Annotated in this window: 18 protein-coding genes; 7 read left to right on the top strand and 11 right to left on the bottom strand. The window is 73.0% G+C overall.

The annotated features are described in order from the left end of the window. Positions 1–131: 131 nt before the first annotated feature. Entirely contained in the window at positions 132–1,403 is a 1,272-nt protein-coding gene (locus ACFYVL_RS12585) for an Ig-like domain-containing protein (protein ID WP_389243646.1), read from the bottom strand. A 412-nt stretch (positions 1,404–1,815) separates the two neighbouring features. Here ACFYVL_RS12585 and ACFYVL_RS12580 point away from each other — a divergent pair, with 412 nt between their 5' ends. Beyond that, positions 1,816–2,190 carry a hypothetical protein gene (locus tag ACFYVL_RS12580; protein ID WP_389244191.1) on the top strand — a complete coding sequence of 125 codons (375 nt, stop codon included), beginning with the start codon at positions 1,816–1,818 and terminating at the stop codon, positions 2,188–2,190. 159 nt (positions 2,191–2,349) lie between these two features. Here ACFYVL_RS12580 and hutH read toward each other — a convergent pair whose 3' ends face one another. From hutH to ACFYVL_RS12565, 3 genes are all read right to left on the bottom strand, one after another. Next, positions 2,350–3,915, bottom strand: a complete 1,566-nt coding sequence (hutH, locus tag ACFYVL_RS12575; protein ID WP_389244189.1) for a histidine ammonia-lyase — start codon at positions 3,913–3,915, stop codon at positions 2,350–2,352. A gap of 80 nt (positions 3,916–3,995) precedes the next feature. Next, entirely contained in the window at positions 3,996–6,248 is a 2,253-nt protein-coding gene (locus tag ACFYVL_RS12570; RefSeq protein WP_389243644.1) for a sensor histidine kinase, read from the bottom strand. Further along, on the bottom strand, positions 6,241–6,918 hold the full coding sequence (locus tag ACFYVL_RS12565) for a response regulator (RefSeq protein ID WP_389243642.1): 678 nt from the start codon (positions 6,916–6,918) through the stop codon (positions 6,241–6,243). Before ACFYVL_RS12565 ends, ACFYVL_RS12570 begins: the two co-directional genes overlap by 8 nt. 92 nt (positions 6,919–7,010) lie before the next feature. Between ACFYVL_RS12565 and ACFYVL_RS12560 the strand changes: the two genes are divergently transcribed. After that, positions 7,011–8,375, top strand: coding sequence for a DUF2079 domain-containing protein (locus ACFYVL_RS12560; protein ID WP_389243640.1), 1,365 nt, complete (start codon positions 7,011–7,013; stop codon positions 8,373–8,375). On the opposite strand, the gene ACFYVL_RS12555 is transcribed toward ACFYVL_RS12560, so the two are convergent. The 6 genes from ACFYVL_RS12555 to ACFYVL_RS12530 form a co-directional block, all read right to left on the bottom strand. Then, a complete protein-coding gene (locus tag ACFYVL_RS12555; RefSeq protein ID WP_389243638.1) occupies positions 8,342–8,908 on the bottom strand; it encodes a DUF1990 family protein in 567 nt (188 codons plus the stop codon). The two genes, ACFYVL_RS12560 and ACFYVL_RS12555, sit on opposite strands and share 34 nt — an antisense overlap. Then, positions 8,901–9,695: a class I SAM-dependent methyltransferase gene (locus ACFYVL_RS12550; protein ID WP_389243636.1), complete on the bottom strand. Its 795-nt coding sequence runs from the start codon at positions 9,693–9,695 to the stop codon at positions 8,901–8,903. Before ACFYVL_RS12550 ends, ACFYVL_RS12555 begins: the two co-directional genes overlap by 8 nt. Before the next feature lie 321 nt (positions 9,696–10,016). After that, entirely contained in the window at positions 10,017–11,237 is a 1,221-nt protein-coding gene (locus ACFYVL_RS12545) for a diguanylate cyclase domain-containing protein (protein ID WP_389243634.1), read from the bottom strand. Positions 11,238–11,317: 80 nt separating this feature from the next. Continuing rightward, positions 11,318–12,148: an enoyl-CoA hydratase/isomerase family protein gene (locus ACFYVL_RS12540; protein ID WP_389243633.1), complete on the bottom strand. Its 831-nt coding sequence runs from the start codon at positions 12,146–12,148 to the stop codon at positions 11,318–11,320. A 118-nt stretch (positions 12,149–12,266) separates the two neighbouring features. Then, complete coding sequence (locus ACFYVL_RS12535; protein ID WP_389243631.1) at positions 12,267–13,463, bottom strand: adenylate/guanylate cyclase domain-containing protein; 1,197 nt, start codon at positions 13,461–13,463, stop codon at positions 12,267–12,269. Positions 13,464–13,765: 302 nt separating this feature from the next. Then, positions 13,766–14,674 carry a biotin--[acetyl-CoA-carboxylase] ligase gene (locus ACFYVL_RS12530; protein WP_389243629.1) on the bottom strand — a complete coding sequence of 303 codons (909 nt, stop codon included), beginning with the start codon at positions 14,672–14,674 and terminating at the stop codon, positions 13,766–13,768. Positions 14,675–14,828: 154 nt separating this feature from the next. Here ACFYVL_RS12530 and ACFYVL_RS12525 point away from each other — a divergent pair, with 154 nt between their 5' ends. From ACFYVL_RS12525 to ACFYVL_RS12510, 4 genes are all read left to right on the top strand, one after another. Further along, complete coding sequence (locus ACFYVL_RS12525) at positions 14,829–16,421, top strand: acyl-CoA carboxylase subunit beta (RefSeq protein WP_389243627.1); 1,593 nt, start codon at positions 14,829–14,831, stop codon at positions 16,419–16,421. A gap of 26 nt (positions 16,422–16,447) precedes the next feature. Next, positions 16,448–16,654, top strand: a complete 207-nt coding sequence (locus tag ACFYVL_RS12520; RefSeq protein ID WP_389244187.1) for an acyl-CoA carboxylase epsilon subunit — start codon at positions 16,448–16,450, stop codon at positions 16,652–16,654. Between the two features lie 87 nt (positions 16,655–16,741). After that, positions 16,742–16,870 carry a morphogenic membrane protein MmpB gene (gene mmpB / locus ACFYVL_RS12515; RefSeq protein WP_389243625.1) on the top strand — a complete coding sequence of 43 codons (129 nt, stop codon included), beginning with the start codon at positions 16,742–16,744 and terminating at the stop codon, positions 16,868–16,870. A gap of 167 nt (positions 16,871–17,037) precedes the next feature. Then, positions 17,038–17,640 (top strand): Maf family protein, encoded by a 603-nt coding sequence (locus tag ACFYVL_RS12510; protein WP_389243623.1) that lies wholly within the window; start codon positions 17,038–17,040, stop codon positions 17,638–17,640. Between the two features lie 46 nt (positions 17,641–17,686). On the opposite strand, the gene ACFYVL_RS12505 is transcribed toward ACFYVL_RS12510, so the two are convergent. Then, on the bottom strand, positions 17,687–18,172 hold the full coding sequence (locus ACFYVL_RS12505; RefSeq protein ID WP_389243621.1) for a hypothetical protein: 486 nt from the start codon (positions 18,170–18,172) through the stop codon (positions 17,687–17,689). 471 nt (positions 18,173–18,643) lie between these two features. On the opposite strand from ACFYVL_RS12505, the gene ACFYVL_RS12500 reads away from it, so the two are divergent. Further along, positions 18,644–20,398, top strand: a complete 1,755-nt coding sequence (locus ACFYVL_RS12500; RefSeq protein WP_389244185.1) for an acetyl/propionyl/methylcrotonyl-CoA carboxylase subunit alpha — start codon at positions 18,644–18,646, stop codon at positions 20,396–20,398. The last annotated feature ends 37 nt before the right edge of the window (positions 20,399–20,435 follow it).

Below are 20,435 nucleotides of genomic sequence, written 5' to 3'. Positions count from 1 at the left end.
CCGCCACGCGGCGGCAACAGGCCCACGGCTGATCGTCGGAAGCCCCGGGAAACGGCGAGGGCGGGTGCCGCCCCCTGAAATGGGGTGGCACCCGCCCTCGTCTCGGTCCGCGGGACCGGGGCGGCGTCGGGTCAGGCCGCGGAGCCCGCCGTCCAGGCGGCCCAGTCCAGGTTCCAGCCGTTGAGGCCGTTGTCCGGCTTGATGGTCTTGTCCGGGGAGTTCTTCACGATGACGACGTCACCGACGATCGAGTTGTTGAAGAACCACGAGCCGGGGGTGTTCGGGTCGTTGGCGCCCTGGGTGTCCTGGAGGCCGACGCAGCCGTGGCTGGTGTTGGCGCTGCCGAAGATGCCCTTGCCCCAGTAGTTGCCGTGGATGAAGGTGCCCGACGTGGACAGCCGCATGGCGTGCGGGACGTCCTTGATGTCGTACTCGCCCTTGCCGTCGTCGTCCGTGAAGCCGACCGTCGCACCGTCCATACGGGTCTCCTTGAACTTCTCGGAGATCACCATCTTGCCGTTGTACGTCGGGTTGTCGGGCGAACCGGCGGAGATCGGGATGGTCTTGATGACCTTGCCGTCCTGCGTGACGGTCATCTGCTTGGTCTTGGCGTCGACCGTGGAGACCTGGTTGCGGCCCACGGTGAACTTCACCGTCTTGTCCTGGACGCCGGTGATGCCGTCGGCGCCCTCGACGCCGTCCAGGGCGAGCTTCATGGTGACCTCGGAGCCCCCCTTCCAGTAGTCCTGGGGGCGGAAGTCGAGGCGCTGGGAGTCGAACCAGTGGCCGACGACCTGCTGGCCGCTGCTGGAGGTGACGGTGATGCCCTGCTGCACGGCCTTCTTGTGGGTGATCGGCTTGTCGAAGCGGATCGAGACCGGCATGCCGACGCCGACCTTGGAGCCGTCCTCGGGCGTGAAGTTGCCGATGAAGCTGTTCTTCTGCGAAACGGTGGTGAAGGACCGGTTCTCGTGCGCGGAGCGCTTGTCCGCGTCCACGGCGGTCGCGCTCAGCTTGTAGACGGTGGCGCGCTGAAGACGGCCGTCCGGCTTCCAGCTGGTGCCGTCGGCGGAGATGGTGCCCTTGACCTCCTTGCCGGCCGCGTCGGTGAGCTTGACCTCGGTCAGCTTGCCGTCGGCGACGGTGACCTTGGCGTCGTTGTTGATGCCGACGTTGGTCGCACCGGACTTGGGGGTGATCTCTATTCGGGCCTTGGAGGTGTCCTTGGCGGCTGCCTCGTCGGCCTGCTCCTGCGACTTCTTCGAACCGTCGGCCGCGTTGCCGCCGCCGTCGCTCTTGCCGTCGTCGCTGCAGCCCGAGAGCACCAGTACGCCGCCGAGCAGCGCGGACGCGGCAATCAGACCCCTGCGCCGCTTGCTGTTCGTGATCACACGCTTCTCCATAGTTGCCGAAACCCCACGATCTCCCCGGGGCTGCTGACCAGGTCTGCGGCGGCCGGCCGCCGAGCCCCTGACGGGCAGCACTTCCCCTGTCAATGCAGTTACAACCCCTGACGGGGCGCCTCCGTTCCACTTTCCGCGAAAGTGTGGGCAACGCCACTGCCGGGAGCGCTCACCTTGCGCCACGCTCCCTTGCGACGCTACGCCGCCCCTTTTGCCCCTGCTCGGGCGGGGTCATGCACGGGGTGCGGGCGGCGGGGTGCGGGACCGCCGGAACAGTGAAGTGACTTATCGGGCCTTTTGCCCTGCCTCGTCATGGCGGAATCAAGAGTTCCATCCCCTCACGGCTTTCCTCCGACCCGCTGCTTTCATTAGCATCGGCGCGCACGACCAATTCGCGGGTGCCTCAAGGGGGATCGATACCGTGGCCGCACTCCGACCGCTGCTGACCGCCACCGCCGCCGGTGGGCTGCTGGCAGCCCTGTGGTTCGTACCGTCGGCGAACGCGACGGGCGAGACCCCCGAACAGGCACGGAAGGCCCAGCAGGCAGCGGCCTCCGCGCCGAACGGGCCGACCGCGCGGACGGCCGGCACCGGCCCCGCCGCCGGTACCGCCGGGGCCTCCGCGCAGAGCGACGCCCACCTCGCCCTCGCCGACACCGGCAGCGTGGACACCACCCCGTACCTCATCGGCGGTACGGCGTTCCTGGGCATCGGCGCGGGCTTCGTGACGTACTCGGTGCGCCGCAGGGGCGCGTCGGGCGACGGGGCCGGCGGGGCACTGGCCTGACGGCCGGGGCCGCCTTCCGGTGGCCCATGTTCCGGTTCCGCTTACGTTTCTCGGCGCCGTTTCCGGCCCGCTCCCGCTGCCGGCCGGCCTCCGCTCCCGCAGTACGCGAAGGGGCGCCCGGCACACGGCCGGGCGCCCCTTCGCGTACTGCCTCGGGCGTTACGCCAGCGGGCCCGTCACCGGCTCCACCGACGCGACCAGCGCCCCGCTGCGGACGAACGCGTCCGCCGCCGCCAGGTCCGGGGCCAGGAAGCGGTCCGGGCCCGGTCCTCGCACTCCGGCCGCGCGCACGGCCGCGATGACCGCCTGTGACGCCGGGGCCGGGGTCAGACCGGCCCGCAGCTCGATGCCGCGCGTCGCCGCGTACAGCTCGACGGCCACGATCCGGGTGAGGTTGTCGATGGTGGTGCGCAGCTTGCGCGCCGCCGACCAGCCCATCGAGACGTGGTCCTCCTGCATGGCGGAGGACGGGATGGAGTCGACCGAGGCCGGGTTGGCGAGCCGCTTCATCTCGCTGACCAGGGCGGCCTGGGTGTACTGGGCGATCATGAGGCCGGAGTCGACACCGGCGTCGTCCGCGAGGAAGGCCGGGAGGCCGTGGCTGCGGTTCTTGTCGAGGAGGCGGTCGGTGCGGCGCTCGGCGATCGAGCCGAGGTCGGCGGCGGCGATGGCGAGGAAGTCCAGGACGTAGGCGACCGGTGCGCCGTGGAAGTTGCCGTTGGACTCCACGCGGCCGTCGGGCAGCACCACCGGGTTGTCGACGGCAGCCGCCAGCTCGCGCTCGGCGACGGTGACCGCGTACGCGACGGTGTCCCGGCCGGCGCCCGCGACCTGCGGGGCGCAGCGCACCGAGTAGGCGTCCTGGACGCGCGGCGCGTCGTCCTGGTGGTGCCCGGTCAGCTCCGAACCGGCCAGCACCCGCAGCATGTTGTCCGCCGAGGCGCCCTGGCCGGGGTGCGGCCGGATGACGTGCAGCTCGGGCGCGAGCACCTTGTCCGTGCCCAGGAGCGCTTCCAGGCTGAGCGCGGCGGTGATGTCGGCGGAGGTGTACAGCCGCTTCAGGTCGGCGATGGCCATGATCAGCATGCCGAGCATGCCGTCGGTGCCGTTGAGGAGGGCGAGGCCCTCCTTCTCCTTCAGTTCGACGGGCACGATGCCGTGCTCGGCGAGCAGCTCGCCGGCCGGGCGTACGACGCCGTCGGGGCCCTCCGCGTCACCCTCGCCCATCAGCGCCAGGGCGCAGTGCGACAGCGGCGCGAGGTCGCCGGAACAGCCCAGCGAGCCGTACTCGTGCACCACCGGCGTGATGCCCGCGTTGAGCACGTCCGCCATGGTCTGCGCGACCTCGGGGCGCACCCCCGTGTGCCCGGACGCCACGGTCTTCAGCCGCAGGAACATCAGCGCCCGCACCACCTCGCGCTCGACGCGCGGTCCCATGCCGGCCGCGTGCGAACGCACGATGTTGCGCTGGAGCTGGGCCCGGAGCTCGTGCCCGATGTGCCGGGTGGCCAGCGCGCCGAAGCCGGTCGAGACGCCGTAGACCGGCTCGGGCTTGGCGGCCAGCGCGTCCACGATCTCGCGCGCGGCGGCGAGCGCTTCGAGGGCCTCGGCGGAGATTTCGATACGGGCGTTGCCCCGGGCCACGGCGATGACGTCGTCGACGGTGGTACCGGAAGTGCCGAGCACGACCGTGGCGGAGGTTCCGGGAGCGGCGAGGGTGTGCATATCCATATTCAGGAGCGTACGTTTTGAATGCCTGGCTGTCACTAGTGGACGCGGGGTCGGCCCCTTACCGGGTTGCCGGTTCAGCGGGTGCCGACGGTGCGGCGGTCGGCGAGGTCGTAGGTGTCGTACCCCTGGGACTTCGCGCCGGGCGGGCCCAGCGTGATGAACCAGCGGCGGTCGGATCCCAGCACCGTCTGCAACTGCGGCCACTTGGCGGTCCCGTCGTCCCACCGGTAGCTCACGGCACCGGTGGTGGGCGGGACCCAGCCGAGGACGAGTTCGACCTGGCGGCCGGAGATTCCTTCGGGATCCGCCACCAGGACGGCGGCCGTGCGGGGGCCGCCCCTGCCCGCAGCGGGCAGGGCTCCGTAGGCGAGCACTCCGGATCCGTTCTCCGGGCGCATACCTGCCACGAAGACGGTGTTGCCCACTCCGAACGGGGGCTTCGCCCCGGGCGTGCGGACCGCACCGCCGGGCAGAGCGGCGGGCCAGTCCCGCCGGATGGCAGCGGCCTGCGCCCACGCCTCTGCCTCGGTACGGGCCGGGGCGTAGAGGTGGACGTTCACTGACGCCGCTCCTGCCCACAGGAGGGTGGCGACCGGGCGCAAGGGGTCGACCGGGGCACGCGGAGCGGCATCCTCGACCGGGGCGGGAGCCGCCGAGGGACCGACCGCGTCCGGCGGCCAGGACCCCCGTACCGACAGCACGAACGTCACCGCGAGCAGCGGCACCGTCAACGCGACCAACGCCCCCACCAGCCAGTGCACGGTACGAGGGCTGCGGCCGGAGGGCACTTCGCCGCCCGGGACGTCCTCCTCGTGGTCGTGCTCTCCTCGTACGACCGGGAACTCCGCCACCAGCACCGCACCAGGCCCCTCCCCGTCCGCCACGTGCAGCGTTCCGCCCTGCCGTACGGCGATCTCGCGGGCGATGGCGAGCCCGAGGCCGGCGCCGCCGTCGGCCCGGGTGCGGGAGTCGTCGAGCCGGGTGAAGCGTTCGAAGACGCGCTCGCGGTCGGCGGGCGGGATGCCGGGGCCGTCGTCCCGCACCTCGACGCGGACGGTCTCGCGCGCGGCGTCCGTGCTCAGGACGACCTCCACCTCCGTACGCGCGTGGCGGCACGCGTTCTCCAGGAGGTTGCGCAGCAGCCGTTCCATCCGGAGCGGGCTGCCGGTGAGCGGGGGCAGGTCTGCCGGGGCGGTGCGGACGACCTGCAGGGCGCTGTTGCGGCGCAGGTGGCGCAGCTCCTCCACCAGGTCGCTCGCCAGGTCGGCCAGTTGGACGCTCTCGTCGGCGTTCGGGGCGGGCCCGTCGATCCGGGTCAGGAGCAGGAGGTCGTCCGTGAGGTGCTGGATGCGCTCGATGTCGGTGAGCGTGCCGCGCACGGTGTGCGGCCAGTCCACGCCCTCGGGGTGGGTGAGTGACGACTCCAGCGAGGTGCGCAGGCTGGCGATGGGGCTGCGCAGTTCGTGGGAGGCGTCCGCGACGAAACGGGCCTGCCGGTCGGCGGCGGACTGGAGCCGGTCGAGGGTGGCGTTGAGGGTGCGGGCGAGCTGGTGCAGCACCCCGCCGAACGCGGGCACCGGGACTCGGCGGTCCAGGGAACTGGCGGTGATGTCGGCGAGTTCGGCGCGCATCGCCTCCACCGGGCGCAGGGTGAGGCGGGCGGCGATCCAGCCCGTGACGACAACGAGAAGGGTGATGCCGACGACGAGCAGCCACAGGAATCCGCCGTCGTCGTAGCCCGGAAGCCGGTCCCACGGGCGTACCAGACCCCATGCGAGCCCGAGCACGGCGAGCACGGAACCGAGGGCGGCCGGGACACGTCGGGACCCGGCCCGCCAGGGCACGAGGCGGCCCAGCGGCTCGACGGCCACCCAGACGGCGAACCCGACGACCAGCCCCGTCACGGGCACGGCGAACCCGTACCCGGCCCGCAGCGCCGCACTGCTGGTCTCCGAGGGGTCCACGTGGTTCAGGTGCTGCGCCCAGATCTCGTGCGCCCACAGCAGCGCTGCGGTCACACCGGCCGTCACCAGCACCACCAGCCAGCGGCGGACCAGGAGCCACATGGCGGCGGCGACGAGCAGAGCGCCGAGGGGCACACCGAAGGCCAGCAGCACGTCGATGACCGGCCGCAGCCGACCGGAGTCGTAGGGCCCCGCCCGCCCCCTCGGCACCACCTTGTCGGCGAACAGCCAGACGCCCACCATCAGCCCCGCGACCAGCGCGGCGGCCAACGCGGCGACCCACGTGGCCCGCAGCCGGAGCCGGCCCGCACGACCCCCCGCCCGGACGGAACCGGCCCCGTCCCCACCCCCCACCTCAGCCACCGTCACTCCCCACCCGGTACCCCCCGCCCCGCACCGTCTCGATCGCCGCACGGCCGAACGGCACGTCGATCTTCTTGCGGAGGGCGCTGACGTACACCTCGACGATGTTGAGGTCGCCGTCGTACGACGCGTCCCACACCTCGTCGACCACGTCCACCTTCGGCACCACCTCCCCCGAGCGCCGCACCAGGCACTCCAGTACCGCGAACTCCTTGCCCGTCAGGGGTATCCGGGTCTCGCCGCGCCCGCACTCGCGGGCCGCCGGGTCCAGCCAGAGGTCGCCCAGGCGCACCACGGTCCGGGTGCGGGCGCCGCCCCGGCGCAGCAGGGCGCGCAGCCTGGCTTCCAGCACCACGTACGAGAACGGCTTCGCCAGGTAGTCGTCGGCGCCCGTGTCGAGCGCCTCCGCCTCGTCGTACTCGCCGTTCTTCGCGGTCAGCATGAGGATCGGGGTGTCGATCCCGGCCCGCCGCAGCCGTTCGCAGACCCGGTAGCCGTTGAGGCCGGGCAGCATGATGTCGAGGATGATCGCGCTGTACGGGTGCTCGGTCGCGTGCCACAGCCCGTCGAGGCCGTCGTGCACGACGTCCACGGCGTAACCGGCCGCGCCCAGGCCCCTCTTGAGGGACGCGGCGAGCCGCTCCTCGTCCTCCACCACCAGCAGTCTCATGGGCCCAGTATTCACACGGCGGCGCATCGTCCCTGAAGGAATCTTCAGGGAGCTTCAGCGTCGTCTCAGCAGGTGGCGGCCACTCTCCTGCGATGTCCGCCACCCTGTCCCGCCCCGCCCGCCGCCCGGCCGCCGCCACCGTCGCGCGCGCCCGTCGTACCTCCCGCGTGCCGTGCGCCGTCATGGCCGTGCTCGCCTTCGCCGTGTACGCGGCGTACGCGCTCCAGCTCCACGCCCGGTTCCGGACGACCGGCTACGACCTGGGCATCTTCGGCCAGGCGGTGCGCGCCTACGCGGATTTCGCGCCTCCGTCGTCAGCGATCAGGTCGGCCTCGGGACCCGACCCGGACGTGCCCTTCCCGCTGCTCGGCGACCACTTCCACCCGGTCCTGGCCGTCCTCGCGCCGCTCTACCGCCTCGCCCCGCACGTGGAGACCCTGCTGCTGGCGCAGGCGGCGCTGGCGGCCTGGTCGGTGTACGTGGTCGCGCGGGCCGGCGGGCGGCGGATCGGGGCGGCGTACGCGCTGTGCTGGGGCGTGCAGCGGATGATCGGCTTCGACTTCCACGAGGTCGCCTTCGCGCTGCCGCTCCTCGCGCTGTCGCTGGCCGCGTTCCGGGACGGCAGGTGGCGGGCGTGCGCGGCGTGGGGTGCCGGGCTGGTGCTGGTCAAGGAGGACCTGGGCGCCACCGTGTTCGTCCTGGGGCTGCTCCTGCTGCGCCGCGACCGCGGGGCGGGCCTGGCGCTGTGCGTGCTGGGCCCGGCAGCGGCGGCGCTCGCGACGCTGGTGGTGCTCCCGCACTTCAATCCGAGCGGCACCTACGGCTATCTGGCGACGGCGGCCGGGTCCGGCACGCCCGAGCTCCCCGCCGGCCTGGACACCAGGGCCACCACCCTGCTGTGCCTGCTGCTGCCCACCCTCTTCGGCGCGCTGGCCAGCCCGCTGGTGCTGCTCGTACTGCCCACCTTGATCTGGCGGTTCGCGTCGTCGAACCCGGCCTACTGGGGCACCGACTTCCACTACTCGGCGGTGCTGATGCCGATCGTCTTCCTCGCCCTGATCGACGGGCTCGACCGGCTGCCGCGCACGCTCCCCCACCTGCGCACGGCGGTGGTGGCCGTCGCCGTCCTGCTCGCCACCGCGCTGCCCCTGGCGGAGGCGGTGCGCCCGTCCTTCTGGCAGGACGCGCCGACGGCCGCCGCGGCCCGGCGGGCCCTGGCGGTGGTCCCGGACGGCGCCCGGGTCGCGGCCACCAACCGCCTGGCCCCGCACCTCACCGACCGCACCACGGTCTTCCTGCACGTCCCCGGACGCCGGGACGCACGGGTGGACTGGCTGGTCCTGGACACGACGGACACCACGTTCTCGGCGGACCCCCCGTCCCGCACCCAGAACGGCTTCCACGAGGTGTACGCGGCGGGCCCCTACCTGGTCCTGCGCCGCACCCCACCGGCCTGACCGCCCCGCCCGATCCGCCGCAGCACCCGCCCGCACCGCCGGGCGTAGGCCCGCTGGAGCAGCCGTGTCACCGGTCCGCCCGCGCGGGCGTACCAGGCGGCGGGCCTGCTGAAGGCGCGCACCGTGAACCAGACGCCGCCGTCGTCCGCCATCTCCACCAGGAACGCCTCCTCGCCGCACTCGGGGTGCCCGGTGAGCGTCCCGTACGCGAACCCGGCCCGGCGTTCCTCGTCCACCGTCCACACCACCCGGCACGGGGCCTCGATCCGGTGGCGGCCCGCACCGAGCCCGACGACCACCCCGACACCGGGCGCCGCCCGGTCGGCCTCCGCGTCGACGGTCACCCCGACCGCCCGGTGCATCCGCCACTCCAGCACGGCTGCTCCGGCGGCCCGCTGGACGGCGGGCCCCTCCCCGATCCGGACCCGCACGAGCAGCGGCCGGAACCCGGCGGGGCAGCGGCCGTCCCCGGTGCGGGTGGCGCCGGTCCACGCGTACGTGAAGTCCGGCGTGCGGCCGTCGGCGTCAGGCACGGCGGAAGAGGGCCGTCCAGAGGAAGCTCTCCCCGAAGGCGTCCGAGTCGGCGGGTTCGTCGGTCATCCGGCGCAGTTCGACCTCCGTCAGGCCGGGGAGGGAGGTGAAGATCCGGCGGAGTTCTTCAGGGGTGTACGCGAGGCCGCCGTGCAGCCGGGGCGCGGCCTGGCCGTACAGCTCGGTGTCGGGGAGTTCGCAGCCCATGCCGCCCTCGCCCGCGGCGAAGCAGGCGAGGGAGAAGTGCCCGCCGGGTGCCAGCATCCGCTCCAGCAGGGCGAGATGGCCGATGCGGCGGTGCGGCGGCAGGTGGTGGAAGCAGCCGGAGTCGTGGATCAGGTCGTACGGGCCGCCGAAGAGGCCCGTCGCGGCGGTGTCGCCCGGTACGAGGGCGAACGCGTCGCCGCGGTGGAAGCGCAGGCGGGCACGGACCTCGGGGTCCTCCCCGCGGGCCCGGTCCTCGGCCCAGTCGATGGCCGTCGGCGAGAGGTCGACGGCGTCCACCTCGTACCCGGCGGCGGCCAGGTGCAGGGCGTTGCGACCGGGTCCGCAGCCCAGGTCGAGGGCCCGGCCGCGCGGGGCGAGCAGCCCGCGGTCCAGGTAGGAGACGAGGTTCTCGTCCGGCTTCGCGGCGAAGAACGGAACGGGTCTGTCCCGGTCGGTGTAGAAGCCGTCCCACCAGCCGGACGCGTCTTCCGTCCAGCGGTCGGCCTCCTTGGCGAACAGGCCGTCCAGCAGACCGAACACGTCGTCGACGGTACGGATGCCACGGGTGTCGTGGTGCGTCATCGAAGCCCCCCGGATGCACGTTGCGGTGATACCCGAATTTTATGGAGGAGGGCGAGAAAAGGCCAGGTCAGAGCCTGTTCGCGGGGTCGCGTACGAGGCGCTGTGCGGGCTCCTGGGAGGAGCTTGCGGGGGCCGGGACCCGGGTGGTCCCGTCGGCCCGGAACTCCGGCGCCCGACCCCGCACAGGGCCGCCAGGGGGCTTCCGGGGGCATCGCGGAAAGCCCCCTTTTCCCGCTCCCGCTTCCCGCGCCCGCACGACACGGCCCCGCACGGCCGCGGGACGGGCCCGCCCCGCACACCCCGCACCCCGCGCCCCGCCCCTCACCCCTCCCCGCCGGGCCTCCCCCGTTCGCCCGACGGTCCCGTCCCGCGGAAGCGGCGGCGGTCGGTTCCCGGGGCCGGTGTGCCGCGGCGGGCCGATTCCGCCAGTGGCAGCACCTCGCCGTCGCGGCCCGCGACCACCGGTTTGCGGGAGCGGGCCGCCTTGGCGCGGTACTGGGCGGCGTCCGCGAGGCGGAAGAGGCGGCGGGCCGAGGTGACCTCGCCGATCGGGTCGCCGGTCGAGGCGACACCGCACGCCACTCCGTCGCCGTACTCCAACTCCGTCGCCCGTACGCACAGTTCGTCCGCGACCGCCACCACCTCGTCCGCCCCGGGGCCGGCCGACAGCAGGCAGAACTCGTCGCCGCCGAGCCGGGCGGCCAGGGTGCCGGGGAGCATCGCCCCGCACAGCGACAGCAGACTGCCGAACCGTTCCAGCAGCCGGTCGCCGGTGGCGTGTCCGAGGGTGTCGTTGACCTGCTTGAGGCCGTTGACGTCGCAGACGACCAGACTGAGCACCTCGCCCGTCGAACGGTGCGCCTCCAGCGCCTCGTCGAGGCGTATGTCGACGGCGCGCCGGTTGGCGAGGCCGGTCAGCGGGTCGGTGAAGGCCAGTTTGCGGACCTCCTCCAGCCGCTCCGTCTGCACGATCCCGGCCGCGATCACCGACGCCAGTACGGTCGCGAAGTCCGCGTCCGCCCGGCCGAACACCGGCTCCCCGGGCCGCCGGGCCACGTACAGCTCGCCCCACGCCCTGCCGTGCAGCACGATCGGCGCCACCACGCAGCAGCCCCGCCCGCGCCGCCGCAGTGCGGCCACCCGCTGGTGGCAGTAGCCGGACCCGGTGGCGCCGCCACCGCCCGTCACCGACGCGCAGGAGTCCGCCGGTCCCGGCAGGCCCTCCGCGGTCTCCACCCACGCGTTCGGCTCCCCGCCGCCCGCCCACTGCTCGTGCAGGAACTCGGTGATCTCGGGGAACTGGTGCACGGGGTAGGTCTCGTCGTCCGGGAACTCCGCCTCGCCCGGCGCCCGCTCGCCCTCGTTCACCAGGACCCTGAGCCGGCCGGCCTCCCGCTCCCAGACCGAGAGCGCCGCGAAGCTGCCGCCCAGTGCGTCCCGTGCGCCCAGCGCCGCGGCCCGCCAGCTCTCGCGCGGGGTGTGCGCCGCCGCCATCGCCTGTGCCAGCGCGACCACGGCCCGCACCCGTACATCCTCACCCATTCGTACAGGTTAGGCAGGTTGGAGAGGTTTTGTACGGTGGCCCTCCTGGGGCGGCGGCCACCGCCCCCCGAAGGCGTCCGTCACTCGCCGGGCCAGGCGGGCTTCCGCTTCTCGTTGAAGGCGGCCACACCCTCGGCCCGGTCCCCCGAGAACGCCACCGAACGCCACGCCGCGTCCTCCACCTCCAGGCCGGCCCGCAGGTCGAGCCCCTGGCCGAGCCGCAGGGCCCGCTTCGCGGCACGCAGGCCGACCGGGGAGTTCGCCGCCATCCGGGCGGCCAGCGCGAGCGCCTCGGCGCGGGCGTCGTCCGACTCCGCGAGCACGTCGACCAGGCCGAGCCGCGCCGCCTCCGCCGCCTCCACCCGGCGGGCGGTGAAGACCAGTTCCGCGGCGCGCGCCGCACCGACCCGGCGCGGCAGCAGCTGCGTACCGCCGCCGCCGGGGATGACGCCGACGGACACCTCGGGCAGGCCGACCACGGCGCTGGTGTCGGCCACGATCACGTCGCAGGCGAGGGCGAGTTCGTAGCCGCCGCCGAGGGCGAAGCCGTGGACGGCGGCGACGGTCGGCATGGGGAGGTCGAGCACCCCGGTGTAGGCGGCGCGGGCGGTCGGCCGCTGGCGGACCAGTTCGGCGTCGGTGAAGGAGTTGCGCTCCTTGAGGTCGGCGCCGACGCAGAAGGCGCGGTCGTTCGAGGAGGTGAGGACGGTGGTGCGGACGGAGGGGTCGGCGGCCAGCGCGTCGCAGGCCGCCGCGATGGACGCGGCCATCGCGCTGGAGACCGCGTTCATCGCCTTGGGGCGGTCGAGGACCAGTTCGGCGACGTGGCCGCCGTCGCCGTGCCGCCGTACCGCCACGAATTCGCCGAAGCGCCGCTCGCCCCGCGCCGTCTCCCGCTGCTCGTCGCCCATGCCCGTACCCCTGTCGCCGGTTAACGATCGTTCGTTTTCGATATCCGGGCGATCTTAGGCAGGGGCGGGCACATGCAGGAAGGGCCGGGAGGGCTGGAGGGGGCGGGACCCGGGAGGGTCAGGAGGCGTCCGGGTCCGGCTTGGCGCGCCGCGCCAGCATCCACGGCTCGACTATGCCGAGCCCGCGCACCGGCCGCTGCCACATCGGCTGGAGCCCGAAGCGGTACGTCGGCGCCTCGGTGCCCTCCTGGGCCGCCTTCTCCGCCTCGGTGGCGGCCTCCGCCTCGGAGACGGGGGCCTCCCCGGTGCGGGAGAGCTCCTCGGCGAGCGCGCCGTCGACCAGGACGGTGTCCTTGGGCGCTATGGAGGTGAGACGGCTGGCCAGGTTCACCGTCGTGCCGAAGACGTCGCCCATGCGGGTCGTGACGGTGCCGAAGGCGATGCCGACGCGCAGTGCGGGCATGGTCTGGTCGTGGGAGAGCGTCTCGATGAGACGGAGCGCGATCTCGGCCGCGGTCCCCGCGTCGTCGGCGCAGTAGAGGACCTCGTCGCCGAGGGTCTTGATGAGCCGGCCGCCGTGCGCGGCGACGAGATCGGCGCAGGTGGTCTCGAACGCCTCGACCAGCTCGCCCAGTTCCTCCTCCTCCAGGCGGCGGGTGAGCCGGGTGAAGCCGACCAGGTCCGCGAAGCCGACGGCGAGCCGACGGTCCACCATCTCGTCGTCGTCGGCGGCCTGGACGACCCGGCCGGTCGCGGCGGCGAGCTGGCGCCGCCACACGTAGACGAGGAACTCCTCCAGCTCGGGGAGGAGGAGCTCGACGAGCGGGTAGGTGACCTCGGTACGGGTCATGCCGGGCTCGGGGGGCTCGGTCAGCCCTTCGAGGAAACTGTCGATCTGCCACTCGGCCAGTCGGGCGGTGGTCTGCCCGGTGGACCGCGCCACCTGGACCGCCATCGGCTCGCTCAGCAGACCCGCCTCGACGAGACCGGCCAGCCGGCGCAGGGCCAGCACGTCGGCCTCGGTGAGGGCCTTGGCCTGCCCGATGTCGGGGAAGCCCATGGCCCGCCAGAAGCGGGACGCGAGGTCCATGGAGACGCCCGCGGTGCGGGCCGCCTGGAAGGCGGTGTAGCGGCGCTCGGCCCCGAGGATGAGCTGTTCGAGGCGGATGGCGAGGGGGTCGTCGGAGGGCTCGGCGGTGTGGTCGACCTCGTGGAACACGGGGGCGGCCGGCTGCGGATTCCCCTGCTGAGGGGTCGCCGGAGTAGTGGGGTGGGGGTCCGAGTCCCCGTCGGACGTGGTGTCCTCGACGGTCACCTGCCGCCTCCTGCCCGTTCCCTGCGCACTGCCCTGCCGCCGCCTGTCGATCTGTCGCCCGACCCGCTGTGGCGGGTCGGGTCAACGATACGGCAGATGTGCCGTGGCTCACTCCTGGTGGCGGATGGGACCTGTGACACCGCCCCGCCCCGCCGGGCGCCCGCGCGTCCCCCCGCGCGCCTCCCGGCCTCCGCACCGGGCCCGCACCCGACCGGCACCCGACCCGCACACCCGCGTCCGCGCCCGGTCGAGAGGTCCCGCCCGGCGCCGTGCCCGCACCGCCGCCCGGTCCCGGCGTGTCCCTACGCCTGTGGGCGCAGGTGGACGATGTCGCCCGCGCCCACCGGCTGCTGCACACCGTCCGCGGTGCCCAGCACCAGCCGCCCGTCCCCGTCGACCGCCACCGCCTCACCGGTCAGGGCGTGTCCGCCGGGCAGTTCCGCCCGCACCATCCGCCCCAGCGTCGAGCAGCCGGCCGCGTACGCCTCCTGGAGCCTGCTCCCGGCCGGGTCGCCGCCGGCCCCGCGCCAGTCGCCGTACCACTGTTCGAGGGAGCGCAGCACGGCCCGCAGCAGCGGGTCGCGGTCCACCGTGGCCGCGCCCGCGAGCAGCAGCGACCCGGCCCGGGAGACCGGCAGTTCCTCGGCGCGCAGCGACACGTTGAGGCCGATGCCGACGACGACTCCCCGGCCCGCCCGCTCGGCGAGGATGCCGCCCGCCTTGCGCTCCTCGCCGTCCACGGTGACCAGCAGGTCGTTGGGCCACTTGAGGGCGGTGTCCACCCCGGCGGCCCGCGACAGGGCGGTGGCCACGGCCACCCCGGTGAGCAGCGGCAGCCAGCCCCAGCGTTCGACGGGCACCCCGTCCCCGGGCTCCAGGTACACCGAGAGGAACAGCCCGGACCTGGCCGGCGCCGACCACGCGCGGTCCAGCCGGCCGCGCCCGCTGGTCTGTTCCTCGGCGACCAGCACGGCCCCCTCGGTCAGGCCTTCGGCGCGGCCCGCCAGGTCGCTGTTGGTGGAGCCGGTCGACGGTACGACGTCGAGCGAGGTCCACAGCGAGCCGTCCCGCACCAGCGCCCTGCGCAGGCCGGAGGCGTTGAGCGGCGGCCGGTCGAGGTCGCTCCAGCGTCCGGGGCGGGCCCCGCCGCCGGGAATCGCGTCCGGGGCACGGTCGGGCGAGCTGTCCGAAGCATCAGGGGGAGGCGTCATGCAACCCAGCCTAGGTGTGGCAAACGACGCACTGCCGACCGGCAGTCCCGCCATTACGCTACGGACCAGTAGCCGTCCGTACCGTCTCGCTGTCGGCACCGTGCAGTTGACACCGACGAACGCGTACGCAGCCGAAGCAGGGAGCCGCACCCTCGTGTCCGAAGCCGCAGAGCCCGCAGAGATCGACATCCACACCACCGCAGGGAAGATCGCGGATCTCAGTCGCCGCATCGAAGAGGCGACGCACGCGGGATCCGAGCGTGCGGTCGAGAAGCAGCACGCCAAGGGCAAGCTGACGGCCCGCGAGCGGATCGAACTCCTCATGGACGAGGGTTCGTTCGTGGAGCTGGACGAGTTCGCCAGGCACCGCTCCACCAACTTCGGCATCGAGAAGAACCGCCCGTACGGCGACGGCGTCGTGACCGGTTACGGCACCGTCGACGGCCGCCCGGTCTGCGTGTACTCGCAGGACTTCACCATCTTCGGCGGCTCGCTCGGCGAGGTGTACGGCGAGAAGATCGTCAAGGTCATGGACTTCGCGCTGAAGACCGGCTGCCCGGTCGTCGGCATCAACGACGGCGGTGGCGCCCGCATCCAGGAGGGTGTCGTCGCGCTCGGCCTGTTCGCGGAGATCTTCCGGCGCAACGTGCACGCCTCGGGCGTCGTGCCGCAGATCTCGCTGATCGTCGGCCCGTGCGCGGGCGGCGCGGTGTACTCCCCCGCGATCACCGACTTCACGGTGATGGTGGACCAGACCTCGCACATGTTCATCACGGGTCCCGACGTCATCAAGACGGTGACGGGCGAGGACGTCGGCTTCGAGGACCTGGGCGGCGCGCGCACCCACAACACCACCTCCGGGGTGGCGCACCACATGGCGGGCGACGAGAAGGACGCCATCGAGTACGTCAAGTCGCTGCTCTCCTACCTGCCTTCGAACAACCTCAGCGAGGCCCCCGCCTTCCCCGAGGAGGCGGACCTGGAGACCACGGACGAGGACCGCGCGCTCGACACCCTCATCCCGGACAGCGCCAACCAGCCGTACGACATGCACACGGCGATCGAGCACGTGCTGGACGAGGGCGAGTTCCTGGAGACGCAGGCGCTGTTCGCGCCGAACATCATCACCGGCTTCGGCCGTGTCGAGGGCCACCCGGTGGGCATCGTCGCCAACCAGCCGATGCAGTTCGCGGGCTGTCTGGACATCAACGCGAGCGAGAAGGCCGCCCGCTTCGTCCGCACCTGCGACGCCTTCAACGTGCCGGTGCTGACCTTCGTGGACGTGCCCGGCTTCCTGCCCGGCGTGGAGCAGGAGTACAACGGCATCATCCGGCGCGGCGCCAAGCTGATCTACGCGTACGCCGAGGCGACCGTCCCGCTGATCACCGTCATCACCCGCAAGGCGTTCGGCGGCGCGTACGACGTGATGGGCTCCAAGCACCTGGGCGCGGACCTCAACCTGGCGTGGCCGACCGCGCAGATCGCCGTCATGGGCGCGCAGGGCGCGGTGAACATCCTGCACCGGCGCACCATCGCCGCGGCCGAGGACCCGGAGGCGACCCGCGCCGAGCTGATCGCGGACTACGAGGACACCCTGCTCAACCCGTACGTGGCGGCCGAGCGCGGCTACGTCGACGCGGTGATCATGCCCTCGGACACCCGGGCGCACATCGTCCGCGGCCTGCGCCAGCTGCGCACCAAGCGCGAGTCCCTGCCGCCGAAGAAGCACGGCAACATCCCTCTCTAGAAAGGGAGTTGGACCCAATGAGCGACATGATCAAGGTCGTACGGGGCAACCCGACCCCGGAGGAGCTGGCCGCCGCACTGGCGGTGGTCCAGGCCCGCGCCGCGGCCCCGGGCACCGCGGCGCCGGGAGAGGACGCCCCGCGGTCCGCCTGGTCCGACCCGTCCCGGGTGGCCGCCCACCGGCTGCCCCGGCCGGGGCCCAGCAGCTGGGGCCGCACCTACTGGCCTTCCTAGCGCAGGCTTGAATGAGTCCTTCCGCACCGTGGCGCCTGAGTACATGTACTCAGGCGCCACGGCGTTCCCGGCAGCACTATCGAAGGCATGCTGTGGTCCGACCCGAAGAACGAGCCGCCCAAGGAGCTCCGCGACATGCAGGCGATGCTGCGCCGCGCGGGGCTGCTGCTGGCGCTGGCGATGGTGGTGGCGATGTTCGTGGCGGGCGTGCGCTGACGTCGCCGCCCCGCACGGGCGGCGTGCTCCCGCGCCGTCGGCGTGCCCCCGTACCGTCGCCGTGCCCCCGTGCCGTCGCGGTACCCCCGCGCCGTCGCCGTACCTCTGTGCCGCCGTCGCACCCCTGCGCCGGTGTGGCACCCCTGCGCACTGGCTAGCCTGGTGACATGACTTCTTCGCGCCGCCTCGTGCTCGGTTCCGCCTCCCCCGCCCGGCTGGGCCTGCTGCGGCAGGCGGGGCTGGCGCCCGAGGTGATCGTCAGCGGGGTCGACGAGGACGCGCTGAGCGCCCCGACCCCCGGCGAGCTGGCCCTCGTACTGGCGACGGCGAAGGCGGACGTGGTGGCCGCGCTCCCGGAGGCGGCCGGTGCCCTGGTGATCGGCTGCGACTCCGTGCTGGAGCTGGACGGGCGGGCGCTGGGCAAGCCGGACGACGCCGAGGACGCGACGGCCCGCTGGAAGTCCATGCGCGGCCGCTCGGGCGTGCTGCGGACCGGCCACTGCGTCATCGACACGGCGACGGGCCGCCGCGCCTCGGCGACCGCGTCGACCACCGTGCACTTCGCAGAGCCCTCGGACGCCGAGATCGCCGCGTACGTGGCGAGCGGCGAACCCCTGTACGTGGCGGGGGCGTTCACCCTGGACGGCCGCTCCGCGCCCTTCGTGCGGGGCATCGAGGGCGACCCGGGCAACGTGATCGGCCTGTCCCTGCCGCTGCTGCGCACCCTGCTCGCGGAACTGGACGTGGCGATCACCGACCTGTGGGCCTGAGCCCCGCAGCGGCTCCCCGGCGGCCCCGGGGCCCCGGCCGCAACTCTCAGGCGGCGGCGGGCGATCCGTTCCCCGGCGGGGCGGCGGGCCGCTCGGGCGGGGCCGGCGGGCCGTCGGCGGCCGGGTCGTGCAGCCGGTCGTCCTTGCCGCCGTAGAGCATCAGGGTCAGGACGAGCAGGCCCAGGACGACCATCAGGTACGCGAAGGCCCACCAGCTCACCAGACCGACCGCGAGCGCGCCCAGCACCCCGTGCACCACGGCCGCCACCACCAGCAGGATGCGGCCGAGACGGCCGGGGGCGCGGTCCGTGATCGCGGCTCTGATCAGGAAGAACGCGCAGGCGGCGAGATAGAGGCCGAAGACGGCGCCGAGGGCGAAGGTGGCGCCGGAGACCGTGTCGGGGTCGGAGCCCGCCAGGGACATGGACTGGTTCGCGACGACCTTGCCGAGCACGATGTTGACGAAGACGACCCCGACCGCCTCCACGATCAGTACGGCCCCGGTCACCACGGCTGTCGGCCTGCGGACCATCCGGCCCCACCTGCTTTCCGGTGTTACCCCTCGTTACGTACGGGTGCACCGCGCAGGCTACTAACGGGTAATGCGTTCAACAAGGGGTTGCGCACAGCTCGTGACGTGCTGAAGGCCGGGCAAAGAAAGCCTTGGCCTCTCGTAGGGATCCCACAAAGTTTCCCCCCGCCCCGCTGGTCGCCAGGACAGAGACCTTGACCACATCACGGCACTACTGTGCGATGTGGCAACCCGTCGTACCGTGGTACGACAAGGGTTTTCACGACCGGAGCGGTCCTCGGATCACCCTGTGTGTGGGCAAGCTCACCCTTGGGGGCTGCTCGTGCGGTCGTGTCGGCAGTCCCTAAACTCAGCATGTTTCAGCGAAGCCTTTCGGCACGATGATCCGCCGAGCTCCCTGGCTCGGGTGAATCCGGCCGGGGGCCCGGGGTTCAACCCCCGGGACACAGACACAGCATGGAGGGAGCCATCGTGCGCAAGGTGCTCATCGCCAACCGGGGCGAGATCGCTGTCCGCGTCGCCCGCGCCTGCAGCGACGCCGGTATCGCGAGCGTCGCCGTGTACGCCGATCCGGACCGGGACGCTCTGCACGTCCGCGTGGCCGACGAGGCGTTCGCCCTGGGCGGTGACACCCCGGCCGCCAGTTACCTGGACATGGCCAAGGTGCTCCAGGCCGCGAAGGACTCGGGCGCGGACGCCATCCACCCGGGCTACGGATTCCTGTCCGAGAACGCCGAGTTCGCGCAGGCGGTGCTCGACGCGGGGCTGACCTGGATCGGCCCGCCGCCGCAGGCCATCCGCGACCTCGGCGACAAGGTGGCGGCCCGGCACATCGCGCAGCGCGCCGGCGCCCCGCTCGTCGCGGGCACCCCGGACCCGGTCTCGGGCTCCGACGAGGTCGTGGCCTTCGCCCGGGAGCACGGCCTGCCCATCGCGATCAAGGCCGCCTTCGGCGGTGGCGGCCGTGGCCTGAAGGTCGCCCGCACCCTCGAAGAGGTCCCGGAGCTGTACGACTCCGCGGTCCGCGAGGCCGTCGCCGCCTTCGGCCGCGGCGAGTGCTTCGTCGAGCGCTACCTGGACAAGCCGCGGCACGTGGAGACCCAGTGCCTGGCCGACCAGCACGGCAACGTGGTCGTCGTCTCGACCCGTGACTGCTCGCTCCAGCGCCGCCACCAGAAGCTGGTCGAGGAGGCCCCGGCCCCCTTCCTGACCGACGAGCAGAACGCGGAGCTGTACGCGTCCTCGAAGGCGATCCTGAAGGAGGCCGGCTACGTCGGCGCCGGCACGGTCGAGTTCCTGGTCGGCGCGGACGGCACGATCTCCTTCCTGGAGGTCAACACCCGTCTCCAGGTGGAGCACCCGGTCACCGAGGAGGTCACCGGCATCGACCTGGTCCGCGAGATGTTCCGCATCGCGGACGGCGAGGAGCTGGGTTACGACGACCCGGCGGTGCGCGGCCACAGCTTCGAGTTCCGCATCAACGGCGAGGACCCGGGCCGCGGCTTCCTGCCCGCCCCGGGCACCGTCACCCGCTTCGCCCCGCCGACCGGCCCCGGTGTCCGGCTGGACGCGGGCGTCGAGTCGGGCTCGGTCATCGGCCCGGCCTGGGACTCCCTGCTGGCCAAGCTGGTCATCACCGGCGCCACCCGCGAGCAGGCCCTCCAGCGGGCCGCCCGCGCGCTCGCCGAGTTCCACGTCGAGGGCATGGCGACGGCGATCCCCTTCCACCGCGCGGTGGTCGCGGACCCGGCCTTCACCGCTTCGCCCTTCCGGGTGCACACCCGGTGGATCGAGACCGAGTTCGTCAACGAGATCCCGCCGTTCACCGTTCCCGGCGCCGAGGGCGACGAGGACGAGGCCGGGCGCGAGACGATCGTCGTCGAGGTCGGCGGCAAGCGCCTGGAGGTCTCGCTGCCCTCCTCGCTCGGCATGACGCTCGCCAGGACCGGTCTCGCGGCCGGTGCCAAGCCCAAGCGCCGCGCGGCGAAGAAGGCCGGTTCCGCGGCGTCCGGCGACAACCTGGCCTCGCCCATGCAGGGCACGATCGTCAAGGTCGCGGTCGAGGAGGGCCAGCAGGTCAACGAGGGCGACCTGATCGTCGTACTCGAAGCGATGAAGATGGAGCAGCCGCTGAACGCGCACCGCTCGGGCACCGTGAAGGGCCTGACGGCCGAGGTCGGAGGGTCGGTCACGTCCGGCGCCCTGATCTGCGAGATCAAGGACTGATCCGGCTCCCACGAAGCACCGAAGGCCCGCCTCCTCG

This window comes from Streptomyces sp. NPDC004111, from assembly GCF_042874215.1.
In the GTDB taxonomy this organism is placed as follows: Bacteria; Actinomycetota; Actinomycetes; order Streptomycetales; family Streptomycetaceae; genus Streptomyces.
Note: the sequence above shows the minus strand (reverse complement) of the source record. Positions and strands in the feature narration are given on the sequence as shown.